Genomic DNA, 717 nt, shown 5'->3' with positions numbered 1-717 from the left:
GACCTGCTGAGGGAAGTGCATGAATGGACCGGCTTTGCGGATTTCTTCACGCATGTTCGCACCGGCGACGTCCCAAGAAATGTCTCGGCCATGCTGGCCGGCGTGCTGGCCGATGCGACCAACCTCGGTCCGAAGCGAATGGCGAGCGCGTCCAAGGGCATCAGCGCGCACCAGATCGGCTGGATGCGCACCTTCCACGCGCGGTCCGAGACCTATCGGGCGGCGCAAGCATGTATCACCGATGCACACACCCGACATCCGCATTCTCGACTGTGGGGCAACGGAACAACATCATCGTCCGATGGCCAATTCTTCCGCGCGAGCGACCGTGCCGCAAAGCGCGGTGACGTCAATCTGCACTATGGCAGCGAACCCGGATCGAAATTTTACAGCCATCTTTCCGATCAGTATGGCTACTTCAGCATTCTGCCCATCAGTCCGACCGAAAGCGAGGCCGCCTATGTGCTCGATGGGCTATTCGACCAGGACACAATCCTCGACATCCAAGAGCACTTCACGGACACCGGCGGCGCGAGCGATCACGTCTTTGGGCTATTCGCTCTGATCGGCAAACGCTTCGCACCGCGACTGCGCAATCTTAAAGACCGGAAATTCCACACATTCGAGAAAGGCGATGCATACCCGGCGCTGTCGAACCATATCGGGGCACCGATCAACACCACCCTGATTCTCGACCATTGGGACGATCTGCTCCAT

General features: G+C 58.9%; 1 protein-coding gene. It reads left to right on the top strand.

Annotated features, from left to right (window positions below):
- The coding region (locus EN935_RS38840) for a Tn3 family transposase (protein WP_164771865.1) at nucleotides 1-717 on the top strand (717 nt) is incomplete at both ends.

The organism is Mesorhizobium sp. M7D.F.Ca.US.004.03.1.1, from assembly GCF_003998635.1.
Lineage (GTDB): Bacteria > Pseudomonadota > Alphaproteobacteria > Rhizobiales > Rhizobiaceae > Mesorhizobium > Mesorhizobium loti.
The sequence above is the reverse complement of the archived record's forward strand: the minus strand, read 5'-3'. Positions and strand labels throughout refer to the sequence as shown.